14 protein-coding genes and 1 pseudogene are annotated in these 16544 nt (G+C 60.7%); 7 read left to right on the top strand and 8 right to left on the bottom strand.

The window, feature by feature from the left end; genetic code table 11:
- Nucleotides 1–15: 15 nt before the first annotated feature.
- From speA to ACYZUM_RS30190, 8 genes are all read right to left on the bottom strand, one after another.
- Complete coding sequence (speA, locus tag ACYZUM_RS30225) at nucleotides 16–1929, bottom strand: arginine decarboxylase (protein ID WP_108181573.1); 1914 nt, start codon at nucleotides 1927–1929, stop codon at nucleotides 16–18.
- Between the two features lie 219 nt (nucleotides 1930–2148).
- Nucleotides 2149–2520, bottom strand: coding sequence for a translation initiation factor Sui1 (locus tag ACYZUM_RS30220; RefSeq protein WP_041068080.1), 372 nt, complete (start codon nucleotides 2518–2520; stop codon nucleotides 2149–2151).
- Nucleotides 2521–2836: 316 nt separating this feature from the next.
- The gene (locus ACYZUM_RS30215) at nucleotides 2837–3394 is read right to left on the bottom strand and encodes an NUDIX hydrolase (RefSeq protein ID WP_108181572.1); all 558 of its coding nucleotides are present in this window, start codon (nucleotides 3392–3394) and stop codon (nucleotides 2837–2839) included.
- 3 nt (nucleotides 3395–3397) lie between these two features.
- Nucleotides 3398–4465: a DUF2333 family protein gene (locus tag ACYZUM_RS30210; RefSeq protein ID WP_007963034.1), complete on the bottom strand. Its 1068-nt coding sequence runs from the start codon at nucleotides 4463–4465 to the stop codon at nucleotides 3398–3400.
- Nucleotides 4466–4602: 137 nt separating this feature from the next.
- On the bottom strand, nucleotides 4603–5055 hold the full coding sequence (locus ACYZUM_RS30205; RefSeq protein ID WP_262947777.1) for a hypothetical protein: 453 nt from the start codon (nucleotides 5053–5055) through the stop codon (nucleotides 4603–4605).
- A 20-nt stretch (nucleotides 5056–5075) separates the two neighbouring features.
- Nucleotides 5076–5582 carry an Hcp family type VI secretion system effector gene (locus tag ACYZUM_RS30200; protein ID WP_108181570.1) on the bottom strand — a complete coding sequence of 169 codons (507 nt, stop codon included), beginning with the start codon at nucleotides 5580–5582 and terminating at the stop codon, nucleotides 5076–5078.
- Nucleotides 5561–6169 (bottom strand): hypothetical protein, encoded by a 609-nt coding sequence (locus ACYZUM_RS30195; protein ID WP_313902814.1) that lies wholly within the window; start codon nucleotides 6167–6169, stop codon nucleotides 5561–5563. Before ACYZUM_RS30195 ends, ACYZUM_RS30200 begins: the two co-directional genes overlap by 22 nt.
- A 109-nt stretch (nucleotides 6170–6278) precedes the next feature.
- A complete protein-coding gene (locus ACYZUM_RS30190; RefSeq protein WP_108181568.1) occupies nucleotides 6279–7427 on the bottom strand; it encodes a DUF2515 family protein in 1149 nt (382 codons plus the stop codon).
- A 322-nt stretch (nucleotides 7428–7749) separates the two neighbouring features.
- On the opposite strand from ACYZUM_RS30190, the gene gcbA reads away from it, so the two are divergent.
- The 7 genes and pseudogenes from gcbA to ACYZUM_RS30155 all read left to right on the top strand — a co-directional run bounded on the left by gcbA (nucleotide 7750) and on the right by ACYZUM_RS30155 (nucleotide 16462).
- Nucleotides 7750–9420: a diguanylate cyclase GcbA gene (gcbA, locus tag ACYZUM_RS30185; protein ID WP_108181567.1), complete on the top strand. Its 1671-nt coding sequence runs from the start codon at nucleotides 7750–7752 to the stop codon at nucleotides 9418–9420.
- Nucleotides 9421–10911: 1491 nt separating this feature from the next.
- Nucleotides 10912–11418, top strand: a pseudogene (locus ACYZUM_RS30180) (methyl-accepting chemotaxis protein); the annotation flags it as partial.
- Nucleotides 11419–11680: 262 nt separating this feature from the next.
- Nucleotides 11681–12133, top strand: a complete 453-nt coding sequence (gene aroQ / locus ACYZUM_RS30175) for a type II 3-dehydroquinate dehydratase (protein ID WP_108181565.1) — start codon at nucleotides 11681–11683, stop codon at nucleotides 12131–12133.
- 48 nt (nucleotides 12134–12181) lie between these two features.
- Nucleotides 12182–12646 (top strand): acetyl-CoA carboxylase biotin carboxyl carrier protein, encoded by a 465-nt coding sequence (gene accB / locus ACYZUM_RS30170; protein WP_024164417.1) that lies wholly within the window; start codon nucleotides 12182–12184, stop codon nucleotides 12644–12646.
- A 17-nt stretch (nucleotides 12647–12663) separates the two neighbouring features.
- Complete coding sequence (accC, locus tag ACYZUM_RS30165) at nucleotides 12664–14022, top strand: acetyl-CoA carboxylase biotin carboxylase subunit (protein WP_041068145.1); 1359 nt, start codon at nucleotides 12664–12666, stop codon at nucleotides 14020–14022.
- A gap of 238 nt (nucleotides 14023–14260) precedes the next feature.
- Nucleotides 14261–15139 carry a 50S ribosomal protein L11 methyltransferase gene (gene prmA / locus ACYZUM_RS30160; RefSeq protein WP_041068147.1) on the top strand — a complete coding sequence of 293 codons (879 nt, stop codon included), beginning with the start codon at nucleotides 14261–14263 and terminating at the stop codon, nucleotides 15137–15139.
- A gap of 30 nt (nucleotides 15140–15169) precedes the next feature.
- Nucleotides 15170–16462 carry a DUF3426 domain-containing protein gene (locus ACYZUM_RS30155; protein WP_108181564.1) on the top strand — a complete coding sequence of 431 codons (1293 nt, stop codon included), beginning with the start codon at nucleotides 15170–15172 and terminating at the stop codon, nucleotides 16460–16462.
- Nucleotides 16463–16544 lie beyond the last annotated feature (82 nt).

Below are 16544 nucleotides of genomic sequence, written 5' to 3'. Positions count from 1 at the left end.
GCAACAGCACTTGTCTCAGGAAGACAGGTAGGAGGAGCGGGTCAGACCCAGACGCAAGGCATCGAGGAACTGCGTGCGTTCGCTGGCACTGATGCGGGCACTGGCGCACTTGTCACGGTAGTGGGTCATCAGTTCTTCCGGCGACAAGTGCACGTAGCGCAGCATGTCTTCGATGGTGTCGTGGGTCTCGATACCGGCGTGGTACACGCTGCCATCGGCGTTCTGATAGATGTTCACCGAGTCGGTGTCGCCGAACAGGTTGTGCATGTCGCCGAGGATTTCCTGATAGGCGCCGACCAGGAACACCCCCAGCAGATAGTCTTCACCTTCGTTCAGACCGTGCACGGGCAGGCTGGTCTCGATGCTCTGCTCGTCGACGTACTGGTTGATCTTGCCGTCGGAGTCGCACGTCAGGTCTTGCAGCACGGCACGACGCAGCGGCTCTTCGTCCAGACGATGCAGCGGGATGATCGGCAGCACCTGATCAATCGCCCAGGTGTCCGGCAGGCTCTGGAACACCGAGAAGTTGCAGATGTACTTGTCGGCCAGCTTGTCGTTGAGTTCATCAAGCACCTGACGGTGCGAACGCTGACGGGCTTTCAACGAGTTGTGCAGGCGACGGCACACCGCGAAGTAGCATTGCTCGGCCAGGGCTTTTTCAGCCAGGGTCAGTTTGCCGTCGGCGTACTGCGAGGCCACGTCGCTCATGTAGTGCGTCGCGCGCCAGTAGGTCTCGGTGACCATTTCGATGTCGGTCGGGCCGAGCAGGTCAACCAGCCACTGCACGGTTTCCGGCAGCGCGTCCTTGTTTTCGATCTGTGGCACGTCGTCGTTGTGCTTCTCGACGTCAGTCACTTGCACCACCAGCATCGCGTGGTGTGCGGTCAGCGAGCGGCCGCTTTCGGAGAAGATGTGCGGATGCGGCAGGCTCTGCGCGTCGCAGAATTCCTTGAGCATGCCGACCACGACACCGGCGTAGTCGTCCATGTCGTAGTTGATCGAACTGGCATTGCGCGAGTGGGTACCGTCGTAGTCGACACCCAGACCGCCGCCGACATCGATATGATCGACCGGCAGGCCCAGGTTGCGCAGCTCGCCGTAGTAACGGATCGCTTCCTTGAAACCGTGCTGGTAGTCAGCCAGGTTGGCGATCTGCGAACCCATGTGGAAGTGCAGCAGGCGAATGCCCTGATCCAGGCCCGCGGCGCGGAAACGCTCGACCACCGACAGCAGTTGCGCCGCCGACAGACCGAACTTGGATTTCTCGCCACCGGTGTCCGCCCACTTCGAGGACGCCAGCGACGACAGGCGCACGCGCAGGCCGACCTGTGGCTTGACCTTGAGCGAGGCCGCTTCTTCGATCACCAGGCCGACTTCGGATTCTTTCTCGATCACGATGAACACGTTGTGGCCGAGCTTCTGGCCCATCAGCGCAAGACGGATGAACTCGCGGTCCTTGTAACCGTTGCAGACGATGGTGCCGCCCTTCGGCGCCAGCGCCAGCACCGCCAGCAGCTCAGGCTTGGAGCCGGCTTCCAGACCGATGGAAACGTTCTGGGTGGCGATGATGTTCTCGATCACCGCTTCCTGCTGGTTGACCTTGATCGGGTACAGCGCGGTGTACTTGCTCTGGTATTCCAGGCGCTCGATGTTCGAGTCGAAAGCACCGGTCAGCTGACGGACGCGGTCTTGCAGGATGTCGGGGAAACGTACCAGCAACGGCAGGGACAAGCCGCTCTTGCGCAGTTGGTCGACTTGTTCGAACAGGTCGATAGGCGAACTGCTCGGGCCGTTCGGACGAACTTCGACGCGACCGGCGTCATTGATCGCGAAATACCCGGCCCCCCAATGGCGAATCCCGTAAACACTGCGGCTGTCCGCAACTGTCCATTGGCTGCCATCGTCTTTGCGTGTGCGTCGTACGGACATCGAAGTCCCCTATAAAGAAGTCATAGTGCGTCGCCTGATCGCAGGCCGGCGCAGTCTAAAGAATGAAAATGACGGTTCGTCAGCGCGGCGGTAGACCGCGCTGACCGCGTGTAGTTTAGAAACCGGTCATGAACAGGCTCTGTGAAAACCATGGAGACGACGCCGGATCTGAACTGCTTCAGTGCCGGATCAAGCCGCAGATGGATTTCACAGAGGCTGCTAGCCGCCGGACTTCTTCGCTTTGAAACCGTGCTTGATCAGCTCTGCCAAGAGTAGCTCGACATGATCGCCCTGGATTTCGATGACCCCGTCCTTCAACGCCCCACCGGTGCCGCAACGTTTCTTCAACGTTGTCGCCAGCTCCTTGAGGGCGTCTTCGGCCAGTGGCACGCCGGTGATGGTGGTCACCGTCTTGCCGCCACGGCCCTTGCTCTCGCGACGCACGCGGGCAATGCCGTCCCCGGCCGGGATTACGGTTTGTTTGCAGATACAGGCGTCCACCGGTTTGCTGCATTCCGGGCAATGACGACCTGCGTCGGTGGAAAATACCAGACCACCAAGGGCGGCGAAGGATGCGGCTTTTTTGGCCACCGGCAATCCTCTTGGGAGGACAAAGACTGATCGCGACCTTGGGCAAGGTCATCGACCGCGAAGCCCCACTCAGGCAGGGGCAGCGCTACTGCACCGAAACAATTGAACCGCTCGACTTCGACCTGTAGGAGCTGTCGAGTGCAACGAGGCTGCGATCTTTTGATCCTGGTCTTCAAAAATCAAAAGGTCGCAGCCTTCGGCAGCGCCTACAGGCCTGTCATCGTTCAGGCCCACATCAAACCATTCGGTGCAGCTTGAAAAGGTCGCGCAGTGTAACGGCAAAAAGCGCAATTGCTAAGAGCCAATCGGCGCCAATTTATGTGTTCTTTGCGACGTCGCTTTGCTGCGCCTTCAGATAGCGCTTCAACGCGGCCAGAGAGTCCGGGCAGTAAGGCTTTTGCTCGATTTCCAGCAGCACCTGTTCGACCGGAAGGAAGCGTGCTTCCAGCACTTCTTCCGGCTGCAGTTTCAGCGGGCCGTCCCACACCGCGGAAAACGCCGAGCACCACAGGCGATTGCCGGTGTCCTCGAAGAAGAAATGATCGTGGGCAGTCAATTCCACCCCGCTCACCCCCAATTCCTCTTCCAGCTCGCGGGCCGCCGATTCGGCGTAGGTCTCATCGGCCTGCACCATGCCGCCGGCCGCCACGTCCCAGTAACCGGGATAGATCGCCTTGCTCAAGGTGCGCCGATGCACGCAGAGCTCACCGGCACTGTTGAACAGCATGATGTAAGTGCCGCGACCGATCAGCCCACGCTCACGCAGATCGGCCCGCACCAGGGCGCCGATCAGGTTGTCCTGCTCGTCGACCCAGGCGATCTGTTCAGCATCGGAGGCGGCGCGATGGGCCGCCTCTTTGGCGCTCTCGTCCATGACTCAGCCCTGATTGAGCAGTTGACGCAGATCGATCACGGCGGCGTTGGCCCGGGAGATGTAGTTGGCCATGACCAGCGAGTGGTTGGCCAGCACGCCGAAGCCGCTGCCGTTGAGAATCATCGGGCTCCAGACCGGCTCCTGCGAGGCTTCCAGCTCACGAATGATCTGGCGCACGCTGACCGTGGCGTTCTTCTTCGCCAGCACATCGGCGAAGTCCACTTCGATGGCGCGCAGCAGGTGCGACAGCGCCCAGGCCTGACCGCGTGCTTCATAGAACACGTTGTCGATCTGCATCCACGGAGTCTCGACCACTTCCTCGTCAACCTGCGGCACTTCGCCCACCGCCGGTACTTCGGTTTTCAGTGCGGTGTTGAGCTTCACCCGGCCAACACTGGCCGACAGACGTTGCGACAGCGAACCCAGGCGAGTGCCGACATCGCCCAGCCAGTTGTTCAGGTTATCGGCGCGGGCGTAGAACAAGGCGTTTTTCTGCGTTGGATCAGACAGACGCGCCTGATAACGGCTCAGGGAGTTGATGCCTTCCTGATACTCCGACTCGCTCGACGGCAGGATCCAGCTCTTGTTGTCGAAGTTGAAACGCGGTTCGGCTTTTGCCAGGTCGGCATCTTCGGCCGACTGCGACTGCGAACGGGCGAAGTCTTTACGCAGGGCCCGGGTCAGGTCACGCACCTGCACCAGCACGCCGTATTCCCAGCTCGGCGTGTTGTCCATCCACAGGCCTGGCGGGAAGCGGTCGTTGGATATGTAGCCACCCGGCTTGTTCAGCAGAGTGCCGGCAACGGTCTTGAGGGTTTCGACCGTGGTGTAGCCGACCACCATTTGCTTGCCTTCTTTCTCGGCAGCCGCCTGGGCATTTTGTGCCACCGGGAACAGCGCGGGCTCCTGGCTCCAGTACCAGCCCAGGCCAATGGTGACCAGCAGATAAATGCCGATCAGCGTGGCCAGCGCGCGGCTGAACAGCAGCCCGCCCACGTAGCTGCGGGTGGCCGACTTCGGTTCAGCGGCACGTTCAGGCGCGCTGCCCGCGCGGTTCTTCCAGTCCAGCATGGCGATATCCTTTCAATCACTTGGGTTCAACGGTTCGACCACAACCATACAACAACGTGCCAAGGCCGGGCACCCGTGATCGGGTCATGGAACAAAAAACCGCGCGCGGTCGGTGAGCGAAAGGATAGACGCGCCCTTCAGACGCTGAAAATTTTCATTGAAATCGGCCGGACGGCGTCAGCTGCGAACAGATGGGCGATGCCCTCAGCGTCGGTCTTGCGCTGGCTGACAACGCCGTCAACCGTTACGAGGCAAGGCTGCTGCGCCAGCGGCTCACCGGTCATGCTGTCGACAAGACGAAAAATTCGCGGGGTTCGGACGGGCTGCGCGGGGGGATTGTTCATCATCTCGAGCACAGTCTGATCGAAGACCGACGAAGCAACCGGCCACTGGCCGAATTCGGCTTGTGACTTGAGCAACAACCAGTCGCCACACTCGATCTGCCCCAGCACTTCGCTGTCCAGATTGATCAGCAAGCTGGCCCGCAGCTCATCGAGCCCTTCAAGCCGGCGGCGCTCCAGCAATACCTGACAGACGCGCTCCAGCGCCTGATCCACCGGGTAAACATGCTGACGCTCGGCGCTGGTCAATTGAGCATGATGAACCAGCCTCACCCCTGCGCCGCGCCTTGCCACTCGTCGGAGCCCATCGTGCGGCTCACCTCGTGTCGCCAGTAAATGCGCTGGTAGCTGAAATGGACTTTTTCCAGTTGAGTGAAGTGCGACACCGCCGAATCCAGACAATGCGGCATCAGCACCTCGGCACCGACGATCAGCGCATCCTCCAGTTCGATAGGGTAGAAGTGCTCCTGCACGCCTTGGGCGGAGGTGCGATAGAACTCCACGCGACACTGGCTGAGCAGCTCACCGGAACACATCGCCACCTCGATCAGGGGCGATGCCTTGTCGAGTGCCTTGGTGATGATCAGCGGCTTGTGCATCCGCCGCCCCGCGCCCTGCCCCTTGGGAAGGAAAATGCCGTGGCTCAGGGCCTGAACCATGATTTTGTCCTCACGCCCCTTCTGATAGATGTTGCCCACCGACTCCTCGGTGAAGGCCCCGGCACTGATCAGCCCCTGACGGCTGCCATGAATGGTCATGAAGGCTGGGCTGGGCATGGGGTTGCTCCTTTTTGTGGTTGGGGCGGGGGGAAATGGTCGGGTTCGTCGGGGAGCTTTTCGATTTCTTCGAAAGGTATCCAGGGTTCGGCGACCTCAAGGGTGATGAGGTAGCGCTCCTGATCCGGATGCCTGGAGTCTCGAAATCGTGCCAGTGACAGCATTGCCTGGTACTTGTCGCCAGCCTGCCAATAGGACGTGCCCGAGAGCACGCCTTGTCGGACGTATGCACGCCACTGCGGGGTATCCGCCATAGTCGGATCGCGCCGCGTACCCATCGGTTTCCAGCCCTTTGCACACCACTGTGCCTGCAGATCGACTACAACTTTCATCGCATCGTCGATGAGTAAAGGCTCGATTTGCGGGGACATGCGGATGTCGATGACCAGGTTGCCAACGAAAGTCAGCGTAAAAAAACGCGCAAGAGGTGTTTCGAATCCATACTGCGGATCAATAAAGCGAAGGCGGGCGTCAGTCTTCGGGATCCCACCTGAAACGCCGCCTCGGCCGCGACCCCACGCCTTGAATCCGGCTGTCGAGTGCGCTTCCATGTATTCATATGTTCCCCCCATTTTCACGGTAATCACGGGGTCATCCCACAATGGCTGCGTCAGTAGACGTGCGGCGGCTATCGCTAGAACAGTACAAAGCACCAACGCCCCCCAACAGCGCCTGCTGAACAGAAAGAAGTGCAAGTTAACTCCCCTCCATGGTGGCAATTTCATGGATGGATTGTGCTAGCGCATGTCTATCGTCGTTATTGAGCATCTGGTCAAAACGAGCCGCCGCCCGAAGCACGAACGCCATTCGTTGATCGATATCGGATAAATCCGCTAGAGGATTAGTATCGAAACCGATGGTGCGGCCATCATCGACACGCTGGCATTGACTGGTGAGGGTCAACTCGATGGCTTGGGCAACGCCTGAGGGAAAATCCGTTACGTAAGAAAAATGATTGCCACGCAGCAGCGCCACCAGATGAAGGTTTTCGTAGATGGTTGGCTGAAGAATGTTTCGTTGCTCATGCCAAGCCAGATGCTCCACACTTTCGGCAATATTCCCTGCCTCGATCGCTTCAAAAGCATCCAGAATTTCTGTAGAGCGCTTTCCAAACTCAAGTGTTTCCTGCCCCACCGGCCAAAGCACCGGAAACGTGGGGTGCCCATATATTTTTTTCCGCTCACCAAGACACTTCTTCAACTCCGCCAACCCACGCACCGCATAAAACCGGTGCAACGGATGTACATCCAGAAACAGCGTGGTATTGCCCATCGCCATCATGTCGTACACATGCTGGAACTGTTGCTGCGCCACTGACAACGCTTCACCGGGGCCATGGAAATCCAGCGACGACACAGGATTGCGCGCCCGGGCTTCGTCGTACTCGCGCAACGCATCGGCTTGCTCAGGTATTTTTGCAGGAGTCAGCAATCCGGACTCGCGGCGAGCATCCCGCACCCGCTGCCGCGCCTCATGTTCTTCACGAATACGTTCGATACTGTCCGCGGCATGGAGCAGCCCACAACCCACCTGCTTGGAAGCGAAGGCCGCCAGACCCGCCCACTGGAACCGCGGATCGTGTTGCCACAAGCGGGCATAGGCGGCGTTGATCGCCCGGTTGCGTGCAACGGGGTCGGCGATCAGAACGCCCTCAGGCGCGACAACTTTCTCGGCCTCCTGCTGACAGGCGCGCCAGAGGCACTGACACGTCAGTACCGGAACCTCGGTAACCAGCATCTTTTCGCCGTACAGCCACTCTTCCTTGCACTCACACTCGGCGACGGGCGCGGTGGTGTGGTTCAGGCGTAATCCATCGCTGGGATGCGGGTTGAAACATTGGGTCATGGTGGCGAAGGCATCTAAGGGAATCCCTTAACCCTACCCGTCCGTAATCCCTGTGAAAGGGGTCGAAGAAAAATCAGAAGACTCTGAAAGACAATGATTTCAAAGCGGTGGGACACTCCTTCGCGAACGACAGGAAAAATCCCAAAGAGCCCGTAATACGGGGGCTTGACCGACGAGCAAGTCAAAAAGAAAACCGCTCGGTCAGAAACTGAATTGTGCAGCACCGCAGATTATTGACGCACGACACTCATATAAGGGAAAAGAGGTGCTAGCATAGAGCCACCAGTCGATCTCAGCATGCGCCCTAACTAGTAGTCAGGATATGACCGAGCCAGAAGACCCCAGCCGTGAGCGCCTCAAGCACCACTTTGCCCAGCGGGTAATTCATCAGGCACGTCAGATTCTTGAGATATGGCAGCGCCTGCAACGCAGTGAGTGGTCCACTGCCGACCTCGCCGAACTGAGCGAAGCGAACTTGCGCCTGCTGCGTTTTGCCGAGCGCTTCGAGCAGCCCGAGCACACGCAACTGGCTCATCACATCAGCCAGTCGCTGGAGGCCGTGGATGCCAATCGCGGCCGCCTGAGCAGTGGCTTGATCACCGACCTCAATCGCTTGATGCAGCGCCTGTCCCGCACCGGTCTGCGCCATGGCGATCAACTCGACCAGACCTTCCTGCCGCCACTGCGCAAGCCGATCTACGTGATGCTGCAGGATCACGACCGCGCCGAACGCCTGGCCAAGCAGCTGGAATTCTTCGGACTGACCGCACAGGCGCTGGACAGTGTCGCCGCATTTCGCTCCTCGATGGTCGAGCGCTTGCCGGCGGCAATCGTCATGGACGTGGACTTCAGCGGCGCCGGTGTCGGCCTGCAACTGGCCGCCGAAGCCCAGACAGGTCTGGAAGAACCACTGCCGCTGCTGTTCTTCAGCCTGCATGAAACCGACACCCCGACCCGCCTCGCTGCCGTCCGCGCCGGCGGCCAGGAATTTCTCACCGGCACCCTCGAAGCGTCGAGCCTGCTGGAAAAGATCGAAGTCCTGACCTGCGTCGCCCAGTACGAACCTTATAAAGTGCTGATCATCGACGACTCCCGCGCCCAGGCCTTGCACACCGAGCGCCTGCTCAACAGCGCCGGAATTGTCACGCGTACTCTGATCGAACCGATCCAGGCGATGGCCGAACTGGCGGATTTCCAGCCTGACCTGATCATCCTCGACATGTACATGCCGGCCTGCACCGGCACTGAACTGGCCAAGGTGATTCGTCACAACGACCGTTACGTCAGCGTGCCGATCATCTATTTGTCCGCCGAGGACGATCTGGACAAGCAGCTCGACGCGATGAGCGAGGGCGGCGACGACTTCCTGACCAAGCCGATCAAGCCGCGACATCTGATTACGACGGTGCGCAACCGCGCCGCCCGTGCGCGCAATCTCAAGGCACGCATGGTCCGCGACAGCCTCACCGGCCTGTACAACCACACGCACATCCTGCAATTGCTCGAAGACTGCTCGTTCCGCGCCCGGCGCGAGAACAAGCCGCTGAGCTTTGCCATGCTCGACATCGACCACTTCAAACGGGTCAACGACAGCCACGGTCACCCGATGGGCGACCGAGTGATCAAGAGCCTGGCGCTGTTCCTCAAGCAACGCTTGCGCAAGACCGACTTCATCGGCCGTTACGGCGGCGAAGAATTCGCGATTGTCATGCCCGACACTGATATAGAAGCCGCGCACAAAGTGCTCGACGAGATCCGCCAGCGCTTTGCCGAAATCCACTATCCGGCGCAGCCGCAGGATTTGTGGTGCACCTTCAGCGCCGGCGTGGTGGAAATGCACGAAGACTCCGACAGCCTGATGATGGCCAGCCAGGCCGACGAAGCGCTGTACCGCGCCAAGGGTGCCGGACGCAATCGGGTGCAGACTGCGCGCGACTCAAATCAAAGTGCCACCTTTTCATCGGAATCCACCGATTCGGTCATAACCCTGTAACAGAACCGCAATAAATTCAGGCACTTACCATTTCTGCCGTTGGTAGCCGTCATGCGCCTGAAGTTGCTCACCAATCTCAACACCCTGCTGCTGGTCGCCGTCTGCGTGGCCCTCGGCGCGACGCTGTGGTGGTCGCAAAAAGCCCTGGAGCGTCCGTATCTGTTGATGGAGCGCTACCTCGGCCTGTCGCAGCAATTTCAGAATGACGTGGCGCGCAATGTCGAGGACTACCTCGCCAGCGGCGACGCCCTGCGACTGAGCAGCGCCAGCCAGGCCATCGACGGTTTGCAGAAAGAGCTCGGTGAACTGCCGCCGGCGCTGGCCGAGACCCTGCGCCCGAGCCTGTCGAGCCTGGAAGCATTCAGCAAAACCGACCTGCTCGCCGCCGGCAAACTGGCCGGTGATCCGCAGGCGTTGTTGTTGCAGGCCGAACGCGAACTGAGCGCCAGTCTCGATCAACTCAGCACCTACGCCAATGGCAACGCTACGTATCTGACACCGCTGCTTGTCGCTTCGCAGCACTTGGGCAAGCTGTCGCTGGCCCGCGACAAACTGGTCAGCAGCGGCCGCAGTGAACTGGCGGCCGACGTCGAGCGCGAAGTCGACAACATCCGCGCCCAGGCTCAGGCCATTGACGCCCTGCCCCTGCTCGGCGTGGTCGCCAGAAATGAATCCGGCAGTGATGATTTCGCCGCGATGATGGGCATCGAAAGCACCGAAAAATCCGCCGCCGAAGACGCCGGCATCGGCCTCAAGCGTGAATTGAACAGCCTGCTCGGCCGCTACCCGGCGGAACTGGCACGCACCCGCGAGCAGATCCAGAAACGCACCGAACTGAGCACCGCGACTCACCTGAAAATCGCCGCCGTGCAACAGGCGATCGCTGGACTTGAGCCGGTGGTGCGCGCCCAGCACGGACAGATTCAGGGCGAAGTGCGCCTGATGCAGGGCGTGATGATCGGCCTGATTCTGCTGATCGCGCTGCTGATCGACACTTTGCAGCGGCGCCTGGCGCGCACCCTGACCAACCTTGCTCCGGCGCTGTCGACCTGGGCCGAAGGCGACTTCAGCAACGACATTCACTTGGGCAACACCAACCGCGAACTGCATGACATCGAGGCTTCGCTCAACCGCTTGCGCGCGTATCTGGTGGATCTGGTCGGGACGATTCGCGGCAACGCCGAACAGGTCGCCGACAGCAGCCGCACCCTGGCCGAACTGAGCAACAACCTGCACGCCGGTGCCGAGCATCAGGCCGGCGACACCGCGCTGATCCGCGATTCACTGGGTGAGCTGGAAGCGACGATTCAGCAGGTCGCCGGCGATGCACGGCAGGCTGCCGATGCCAGTCGCCATGCCGGACTGGCCGTGGAGCACGGGCAAACCGTGATCGGCCAAAGCCTCACCGGCCTGCACGCGCTGGTCGGCGAGGTGCAGGGCAATGCACAGATGATCGAGCACCTGGCCGAAGAGTCGGCGACCATTGGTGGCGTGCTGACGGTGATCCGCTCGATCGCCGACCAGACCAACCTGCTGGCCCTGAACGCGGCCATCGAAGCGGCGCGGGCCGGGGAAATGGGCCGTGGCTTTGCAGTGGTGGCCGAGGAAGTGCGCTCACTGGCACAACGCACGGCCGGCGCGACGGCGGAAATCCAGACGCTGATCGCCGGCCTGCAAGCCGCCGCCCGACAATCGGTCGAAGGCATGCGCGCGCAGGTCGAACACGCCGAAGCCACGGCCGACCAGGCACAAGCGGCGGACGGGGCGCTGGATAAAATCGTCGGCGCGATCCAGACCATTTCCGACACGGCGATCCGCATCGCCGAGATCACCGCCCAGCAGAGTGGCGCGGTCAGCGAAATCCGTGATCACAGCGAGCGGATCCATCAATTGGGTGGGGATAACCTGCTGCGCATCGGCGAAGGCCGCGAACAGGGCGAGAACCTGCTGGTATTGGGCGGGCAACTGCATACCGCCGTACAGGCCTTCCGCGTCTGATCACGCTCCCTGTAGGAGCTGTCGAGTGAAACGAGGCTGCGATCTTTTGATCTTGCTTTTAAAAACCAAGATCAAAAGATCGCAGCCTGCGGCAGCTCCTACACGGTTTGACCGTAGTGACCGGATCAAATGACTCAGTCACAAATTTCGCGTAAACATCGGTCATCGTGCTGGCTATTGCAGAGAACTGGACAGTCACAAAGCCTTTGCGGCATAGTCGCCGGGTTTTGACGACTGCTCATTCATAACAAGGAACACGCAGATGGCAACGCTACTGGTGCTGCACGGCCCCAACCTGAACCTGCTCGGCACCCGCGAACCCGGCACTTACGGTTCAACGACCCTGGCGCAGATCAATCAGGATCTGGAGCGCCGCGCCCGTGAAGCCGGCCATCATCTGCTGTATCTGCAAAGCAACGCCGAGTACGAATTGATCGATCGCATCCACGCCGCACGCAGTGAAGGTGTGGATTTCATACTGATCAATCCAGCAGCTTTTACGCACACAAGTGTCGCATTACGTGACGCGCTGCTGGGAGTGAGCATCCCATTCATCGAAGTGCATTTGTCCAACGTGCACAAGCGCGAACCTTTCCGCCATCACTCTTACTTCTCCGATGTAGCGGTGGGAGTGATCTGCGGCCTTGGCGCCAGCGGTTACCGACTGGCCCTGGAGGCCGCACTAGAGCAGCTTGAAACACAGGCAACGACTTGAACCACAAGCGTTAAACGCCCCTGACCGACCCTTGGGAGTTGATGATTCATGGATATCCGTAAAGTTAAGAAACTGATCGAATTGCTGGAAGAGTCCGGCATCGACGAGCTCGAGATCAAGGAAGGCGAAGAGTCCGTACGCATCAGCCGTCACAGCAAGACCCCGGCTCAGCAGTACTACGCTCCGGCGCCGATGCAGGCTCCGGCCGCTGCACCTGCCGCCGCTGCTGCTCCAGTGGCTGCTGCCGCTCCGGCCGCCGCTGCTGCTCCTGCACTGAACGGCACCGTGGCCCGCTCGCCAATGGTAGGCACCTTCTACCGCAAATCTTCGCCAACCTCGCCAGCCTTCGTTGAAGTCGGCCAGACCGTGAAGAAAGGCGACACCCTGTGCATCGTCGAAGCCATGAAGATGATGAACCACATCGAAGCTGAAACCAGCGGTGTGATCGAATCCATCCTCGTCGAAGACGGCCAGCCGGTTGAGTACGACCAACCGCTGTTCACCATCGTTTGAACTGCGGAGAGCCTTTGATGACTGCGAAGTTGGAAAAAGTTCTGATCGCTAACCGCGGTGAGATCGCCCTGCGGATTCTGCGTGCCTGCAAAGAGATGGGCATCAAGACCGTCGCCGTTTACTCCAAGGCCGACAAAGAGCTGATGCACCTGGGTCTGGCAGACGAATCCGTCTGCATCGGCCCGGCTTCTGCCGCTCAGTCCTACCTGCACATCCCGGCCATCATCGCTGCCGCTGAAGTGACTGGCGCCACCGCCATTCACCCAGGCTACGGTTTCCTCGCGGAAAACGCCGATTTCGCCGAGCAGGTCGAGAACTCCGGCTTCGCCTTCATCGGCCCGAAAGCCGAAACCATTCGTCTGATGGGCGACAAGGTGTCGGCCAAGCACGCGATGATCGAAGCCGGCGTGCCGACCGTTCCAGGTTCCGACGGCCCGCTGCCGGAAGACGAAGAAACGGCGCTCCGCATCGGTCGCGAAGTCGGCTATCCGGTGATCATCAAGGCCGCTGGCGGCGGTGGTGGTCGCGGCATGCGTGTGGTGCACAAGGAAGAAGACCTGATCGCCTCGGCCAAACTGACCCGCTCCGAAGCTGGCGCAGCGTTCGGCAACCCGATGGTCTATCTGGAAAAATTCCTGACCAACCCGCGTCACGTCGAAGTTCAGGTGCTGTCCGACGGCCAGGGTCACGCCATCCATCTGGGCGACCGCGATTGCTCGCTGCAACGTCGTCACCAGAAGGTGCTTGAAGAAGCGCCGGCACCGGGCATCGACGAGCAGGCGCGTCAGGAAGTTCTGGCTCGCTGCGTCAAGGCGTGCATCGACATCGGCTACCGCGGCGCCGGCACGTTCGAGTTCCTGTACGAGAACGGTCGTTTCTACTTCATCGAAATGAACACCCGTGTTCAGGTGGAGCACCCGGTTTCGGAAATGGTCACCGGTATCGACATCGTCAAGGAGATGCTCAGCATCGCCGCTGGCAACAAGCTGTCGTTCACTCAGGATGACGTGGTGATCCGCGGTCACTCGCTGGAGTGCCGGATCAACGCTGAAGACCCGAAAACCTTCATGCCGAGCCCGGGCACGGTCAAGCATTTCCACGCGCCAGGCGGCAACGGCGTTCGCGTCGATTCGCACCTGTACAGCGGTTATGCGGTTCCGCCGAACTACGACTCGCTGATCGGCAAGCTGATCACTTACGGCGCCACCCGCGACGAAGCCATGGCGCGCATGCGCAATGCCCTGGACGAAATCGTGGTGGACGGGATCAAGACCAACATCCCGCTGCACCGTGATCTGACCCGCGACGAAGGCTTCTGCAAAGGGGGCGTGAACATTCACTACCTCGAGCACAAGCTGGCTGGCGACAAGCACTAAGCTTCAGCCCGCACCAGACAAGGCCGCCTTCGGGCGGCTTTGTTGTTTCTGGAGCAAAGTCAAAAGATCGCAGCCTTCGGCAGCTCCTACAGGAGAATGCATTCGAAATGTAGGAGCTGCCGAAGGCTGCGATCTTTTGCTTTTCAACCAAGTTCGTCTTCTTTGGCGCGCTCGCGTAAACTTGCGCGCTTCTCGCTGGCCGCTAGGCTGCAATCATATTTTTTCAAAGGTGCCCGCCATGCCTTGGCTGCAAGTACGTCTCGCCATCAGCCCGGAACAAGCCGAAACCTACGAAGACGCTTTCCTTGAAGTCGGCGCCGTTTCGGTGACCTTCATGGACGCCGAAGATCAGCCGATCTTCGAGCCGGAACTCAACACCACCCCGCTGTGGGCGCACACACATCTGCTGGCCCTGTTCGAGGGCGGCACCGAGCCTGCGCCGGTGCTGGCCCATCTGGAACTGCTGACCGGCAGCCCGCTGCCCGAGCATCACAGCGAAGTCATCGAAGACCAGGATTGGGAACGCAGCTGGATGGACGGTTTCCAGCCAATGCGTTTCGGTCAGCGCCTGTGGATCGTGCCGAGCTGGCACGCCGCGCCTGAGCCTGACGCGGTCAACCTGCTGCTGGATCCGGGCCTGGCATTCGGCACCGGCACCCACCCGACCACCGCCCTGTGCCTGGAATGGCTCGACGGTCAGGACCTGAAAGACTGCAACGTGCTGGACTTCGGCTGCGGCTCGGGGATTCTGGCGATCGCCGCCCTGCTGCTCGGCGCCAAAGAAGCGGTCGGCACCGACATCGACGTGCAGGCGCTGGAAGCCTCGCGCGACAACGCCGGGCGCAACAATATTGCCGACGAGCTGTTCCCGCTGTACCTGCCGGAAGATCTGCCGCAGGTCAAAGCCGACGTGCTGGTGGCCAACATTCTGGCCGGCCCGCTGGTTTCCCTGGCGCCACAGCTGTCCGGCCTGGTCAAGTCCGGCGGGCGTCTGGCGTTGTCCGGGATCCTCGCTGAACAAGGCGAAGAGGTCGCTGCAGCCTATGCGCAGGACTTCGATCTGGACCCGATCGCCAATCGTGATGGCTGGGTGCGCATCACCGGCCGTCGGCGCTAGAATGGCCGCCTGCATAAACCGGATCGCCGCATGACCGACAGCTTCGTCACCCAGTGCCCGCATTGCCAAACCAGCTTCCGCGTCAGCCATGCTCAGTTGAGCGTGGCCCGCGGGGTGGTTCGCTGTGGCTCCTGCCTGCAAGTGTTCAATGCCGCCAAACAGCTGCTGGAACAACACGCCGGCAAGGAAGCGGTTACGCCGGTGGCGCCGTCCATTGTCCAGCCAGCACCGTCTCAACCTGTGGTCAGCGAACCGCCGCCAGTGGTCGAAGCGCCCGTCAACGACGAACCGCCCGTGCCGCGCGCCATCAGCCAAAAGCAATGGAGCGCCAGCGAGCTGGATCTGGACAGCCTCGATCTGGACGAAGAACTGGCCCGCCTCGAACAACGGGAAATCCAGCCGACCACCGAATTCGGTCGTCAGCGCGAGGAGTCCCTGAGCGCGCGCCGCGACAGCCCTGAAGCCGATGAAACGGTTTGGCGCGACAGCTTGTTCAGCGCACGCGACGATGAACGCCTGTCCGAGCCCGACGATCAAGCCGAGCCCGAGATCGTCGAAGCCGAACCGCTGAAAACCGCGCGCACCGAGCCTTCGTTGTCGCTGGAGCCGGTGGATCTGGATGACGAGCCGCCGATCCCGCAACTGCGCCTGCACGATCCGATCGATCCGAATGCCCGCCGCGAACGCCTGTCGGCCAGCGTCGAGCCGGACGATGACGAGTTGCCATCGGTCGAACCGCTGCGCAAAAAACGTGAACGTGCCGAACCCGGCGTACGCGCCGAAGTGCTGCAGGATCTGACCGACGACCCGCTGCAACTGGACTGGCAGAAGCGCCGTTCGCCTTGGGGCCGGCGCCTGCTCTGGAGTTTGCTGGTGCTGCTCGCCGCCGCCGGTCTGGCGGGTCAGTACATCGCCTATCATTTCGACGAACTGGCGCGCCAGGATCAGTACCGCCCGTGGTTCCAGCAGTTCTGTCCGCAGATCGGTTGCACGGTGCCGTCCAAGGTCGACATCGGCAAAATCAAAAGCAGCAACCTGGTGGTGCGCAGCCATCCGGAATTCAGTGGAGCGCTGGTGGTCGACGCGATCATTTATAACCGCGCAACATTCTCCCAGCCGTTCCCGCTGCTGGAGTTGCGCTTCGCCGATCTCAACGGTCACCTGATTGCCAGTCGTCGCTTCAAACCCGGCGAATACCTCAACGGCGACCTTGAGGGCATGGCGGAAATGCCGCCACAGACGCCGATCCACATCGCACTGGATATCCTCGATCCAGGCCCCAAAGCGGTGAATTACAGCCTGAGTTTCCACTCCCCCGAGTGAATCGCTTTATCGCTTCAGGTTTGACGGCAGTTTTCTGACTCCCTCCGCGGCCACCAAACCGCTGGTAATAACAGAATAACTG

It is taken from the genome of Pseudomonas sp. m6p, from assembly GCF_055760375.1.
The sequence above is the reverse complement of the archived record's forward strand: the minus strand, read 5'-3'. Positions and strand labels throughout refer to the sequence as shown.